Origin of the sequence: Borrelia persica No12 (assembly GCF_000500045.1) — a bacterium.
Lineage (GTDB): Bacteria > Spirochaetota > Spirochaetia > Borreliales > Borreliaceae > Borrelia > Borrelia persica.
The window spans coordinates 1-3,934 of record NZ_AYOT01000127.1 but is presented as its reverse complement, the minus strand read 5'-3'; the positions used below and the strand labels follow the sequence as shown (position 1 = coordinate 3,934).

The window sequence follows — 3,934 nt, the reverse complement described above, 5'->3', positions numbered from 1 at the left end:
CAATAGTGAAATAAAAAGACACTGATGTTAAATCACTAGGGGGAGATGCAGAAGTAAATACAACTCCATTTGAATTTGCAAAAGGAACAGATAATACTGGTCATTTAGTACAGGGGGTAGCAAAAGCAGCAGCAGTAGCAGGAGGAATAGCCTTACGTTCATTAGTTAAAGATGGTAAATTAGCTGTACATAGTTATGACGATGACAAAGCAGTGCAATCATCAGGAAGAACTGCAGTAAATAAATTGTTAGTGTCATTGGAAGATATAGTTAAGAAGATAGTAAGGAATGTTCTTGAGAAAGTAAAGCAAGAAGTAGATAAAGCAAGGGCTCTAAAACCAGCAGTTTAAGAGTCAATTCAGTATAGTGAAATTAATTATTGCAAAAAGGTTATTTAAAGGAAACACTTCTTTTTTTCTGTGTTAGGCAAACAGGAAAGATGTTTTCTTGTTTAATTAATTGATTTCACTGTATTTCTTTTGTATTTTTTATTTGACATTCATTTATCATTTGTGCATTTCATGCATTTTTTTTATTAATTTGTGTTTTGTTTTGGTCTAAGCTTTTATAAGAGAAATGAGGGGGTAAAAAAATGAAAGAAATAAAAGAGATAGAAAAAAGAGAGAAGTAAGATGGATGGGTGTGATGATGAAGAGAAGTATTGTGGTGATGATGGTGGGAATTATGGGATGTAATAATGGAGTAGCGGAGCTAGAAAAGAAGAATGAGTTTTTGAGTTCTATTGCGAATTTAGGGAAAGGATTTTTGGATGTTTTTGTTGCTTTTGGGGATATGGTGAGTGGGACATTGGGGATAAAAGCGGATACAAAGAAATCGGATATTGGGGTTTATTTTACTAAAATTTCAGAGACAATGAAAACAACGCAAGCAAAATTAAATGAGATTTTAGAGAAGAATGGGAATTATGCAAAGGTAAAGGAAGAGGTGTTAAAATTTATTGAGAAATTAGGAGTAATAGAAGAGGGAGCAAAAATTGCAGTTAGTGGTGCTGTTGGTGATGTTATGGGAAATGCTGTTCAAAATGAATCTGCAGTTGCTGCTGATAAAGATTCAGTTATTTCTTTGGTCAAGGGAATTAAAGCGATTGTTGATGTCGTATTAAAAGAAAGTGAAGGTAATGCTGATGCTACAAAGACTGGCGATGATAAAAAGGATATTGGTAAATTGTTTGCAGATGAAGATGCGAATAGAGCTCAAGAGGCAGAGGCAGCTAAGGCAAGTGCATCAATAGGGTTAGTAAGTGGAGCTGATATATTAAAAGCTATTGCTAAATCTAAAGAAAATCCTGGTGTTGATACTACTAATGGAATTGAAGCAGCTAAGGATGCAGCCGAGATTGCTATTGCTCCAGCTAAGAATGGTAAGAAAGAAATTAAAGAAGATACAGCAAAGAAGGATGCAGTGATAGCAGCAGGAATAGCATTGAGAGCAATGGCAAAGGGTGGTAAATTTGCTGCTAAGAATGGTGTGAAGAGAAATCAGCTTATGCAGTCAATGGAGCAGTAACAAGTGCAGTAAACAAGACACTAAGTACTTTAATAATAGCAATAAGAAATACAGTTGATAGTGGTTTAAGAAAGCTAAATGAAACATTATCTGCAGTGAAGCAAGAAGATAAGACAGCAGAAGCAGCAACTAGTGGACAATAATAAGTAATTATCGGTAAAAATCATTAAAATAAAAATTTATTTAAAGGAAACACTTCTCTTATTCTTTTTGAAGTCATATAGGGAAGATGTTTTCTTGCTAAATTAAGTGATTTAATATATTTCCTTTATTTTTTTATTAAGAATTCATTTATCATGTGTGCATTTCATTCATTTTTTATTTATTCATTTTTCTTTCGTTTTTTCTGTTGGAGTAAAGTTGATAGAAAGAGAAGAAGAGACTCAATAAAAAAGATAAAAGAGACTCAATAAAAGAGAGAAGGGAACTTATAAAAAGAGAAGGAAGGAATGATAAGAGAAGAAAAAGAAGAGAAGGAAGTATGTATTCTGAGTAACTTTTTTTAGGAGTAAGGAGAGCTTATTTAGGAGAGCTTAGTGAGGGAAGGGAAGAGAAGGGAGCTTTAAATAAGAGGATTTAAAGATTGAGGGGAATTAAAGAGTAGATTAAGGAGGGAAAATTATGATGAGAGATATTAGAGAAATAAAAACGAATGAAGGAATGAGAGGGGGTAGTGGGAAGATGAGAGGAATTAGACGCATTATTGGAATCAGTTGCGTTATGTTGGTTATGGGATGTAATAGTGGGTTGATAGAGGAGAAAGAGGGATTAGAGAAGAGGAATAGTTTTTTAGATTCTTTGGTTAAGATTGGGCAAGGATTTCAGGACATTTTTGGCGTTTTTGGGAATGTCATTGGTGATGCATTAGGATTTAATGTTGTTAAATCGGGGGATAAGAGAAGTGAAGTAGGTAGACATTTTGAGAAGATAAAAAAAGGATTAGAAGATACTAATGGGAAATTAAAAGAGCTTTCAGGTGATATTTCTGGTGTAAAGAACGTTGATGGGAGTACAACTAAAGTGTTTAAAGAGGCAATTCAAGGAGTGAATGAAGTTTTTGATAAATTAATTGGTGTTCTAACTAAACTTGCTGGTGTAACTAATGATAGTTCTATACTTGGTGCTACTGCTAATAATAGTGCTGCTGTAGGTGCTGAAGAGGCTAGTGTTAATGTGATAATTGAAAGTGTAAAGGCAATTGTTGAGGTGGCAAAGAAGTCTGGCATAGAAATTAAGTCTGGAGATGCTGGTGGTGAAGTTGCTGGAGGTGCTACTACTGCACCAGCTGCACTTGTTGGGAAAGCTAATTCTGCAGCTCCTGATGCCAATTCTGGTCCTAAACTAGCAGCTGAGGTATCAAAAGCAGATCCATGGGCAATGATTGATAAGATTCAAAATGCTGTAGCTAAGACTGGTAATGTTTCTGGCGACAATACTAATGAAGCTGGGGTACTAGCTGTTGGAAATGGTGTAGATAACGCTGGAGCTAAAACTAATGCTGACTTAGCAGCAGCAGTAGCTCTTAAGGCCATTACTAAAGGAGGTAAACTTAGTTCTAATAATGGTGCTGGGGAAGCTGAAGCGGTTAGAGCAGCAGCCACAAGTGCAGTAAATAAGGTATTAGGGATACTTGATTTAATAATCATGAAAACAGTAAATAGCAATCTAGAGAAAGTAAAAGAAATTTTTAAGAGTATAGAATATTCTGAGATTCCTAGAACTGAAGCTACTGAAACTGGTACTGTTACTAAATAAAAATAATATAAATATATCATTCAATGATAAAGTCAATTAAGGGAAACATTTTTTTCTTTATTATGAAAATTGTTTTCCTTTTTGGCATTTTGGTGTGTCTCTTTATTAAAGATTTATCATTTTTTTATTTGGTAAGTATATTTTTTAATTCTTGATTTATTTATTTTTGTTTTGTTGGCTATCTAAAGTATAAAGATAAAGAAAAAAAATAAGGAGGCAAGAAAGGAATGAAAGAAATAAAAGAGATAGAAAATAGAGGGAGGGGAAGAGAGAGAAGGGGAAAGGAAAAGAAGGATTAGTGGAGTTATTAAGATGAGTATGGTGGTGATGATGGTGGGGGATGGTGGGATGTGGAAAGAAGTAAGCAATCAGGAGCTCAGAAGGGAGTTGGGAGTGGGTTAAGTGGTGCGATAATGATTGAAGTTGGGAGGAGTTGCTGAGAATGCTTTTTTGCTTTTTTGGAATTAGTTTTGGATGTTTTGAGCTTTACTGCAAAAACAACTACGAAGAAAGAGGATGTAGGAAGTTATTTTAGTGTTCTAGGTAGTAAGATTTGAGAAACATCAAGAGAGTTAGAAGAAGTAGCAAAAAAATCAGAAACAGGTGGTGATAAAAGCGATTCGTCCAAAAATTCAATTAGAGAAGTAGTTAA

Annotated in this window: 1 protein-coding gene and 3 pseudogenes; all 4 read left to right on the top strand. The window is 34.4% G+C overall.

What is annotated here, in order from left to right; all coding sequences use genetic code 11:
* Nucleotides 1-14 precede the first annotated feature (14 nt).
* Nucleotides 15-350: pseudogene (locus U881_RS11835) on the top strand (variable large family protein); the annotation flags it as partial.
* A 295-nt stretch (nucleotides 351-645) separates the two neighbouring features.
* A pseudogene (locus tag U881_RS10605) lies at nucleotides 646-1,670 on the top strand (variable large family protein).
* Nucleotides 1,671-2,208: 538 nt separating this feature from the next.
* On the top strand, nucleotides 2,209-3,282 hold the full coding sequence (locus U881_RS0102540) for a variable large family protein (RefSeq protein WP_024653137.1): 1,074 nt from the start codon (nucleotides 2,209-2,211) through the stop codon (nucleotides 3,280-3,282).
* A gap of 312 nt (nucleotides 3,283-3,594) precedes the next feature.
* Nucleotides 3,595-3,934 (top strand): annotated as a pseudogene (locus U881_RS13215) (variable large family protein); the annotation flags it as partial.

Bases quoted from the DNA above. Each gene is read 5' to 3' on its own strand.
- U881_RS0102540 (WP_024653137.1), top strand. From the start codon at position 2,209: ATGAGAGGAATTAGACGCATTATTGGAATCAGTTGCGTTATGTTGGTT.